Source organism: Citrobacter sp. VF227, from assembly GCF_052950715.1.
The window spans coordinates 1-442 of record NZ_JBRFVF010000557.1 but is presented as its reverse complement, the minus strand read 5'-3'; the positions used below and the strand labels follow the sequence as shown (position 1 = coordinate 442).

Sequence of the window (442 nt, the reverse complement as noted above, 5' to 3'; positions counted from 1 at the left end):
TCGCCATCGTGTTCTTGAGGCGGTGGGAGAGTTCGTGGTTCAGCAGGTCCTGGCGCTCCTCCGCGCGCCGCCGCTCGACGGCCTGGCGAGTAAGCTCGGCGATCTGGCGGATGAACGCGACCTCCGGTTCGCCCCAGGAACGCGGGCGGTCGTCGTTCACGTACAGCACCGCCACCGTCCTACACTTCTCGACGATGGGCACGTTGACCAGCGTGCGCGCGTAGACCGCCTCCAAGGTCACGGCGGAGGCGGCGGTACGCGGGTCCTCGCGCACGTCGCCGATGACGACCGTCCGTCCTTGCCGGAGGTCCTCGGCGTAGAGGCCGTAATCGTCCATGCGGTAGCGGCCGGCCAGCGTCGGGAAACCCGCCGCGGTCCAGTCCTCCTCGACCACGAAGCTCTCGCCGTCCGAGCCAACGGTGCCGTAGCCCACCCGGCCAAC

The 442-nt window shown here is 69.5% G+C and carries 1 protein-coding gene; it reads right to left on the bottom strand.

Annotation, left to right across the window (positions count from 1 at the left end):
• The coding region (locus tag ACU8YC_RS27840) for a GAF domain-containing protein (protein ID WP_446896374.1) at positions 1 to 442 on the bottom strand (442 nt) is incomplete at both ends.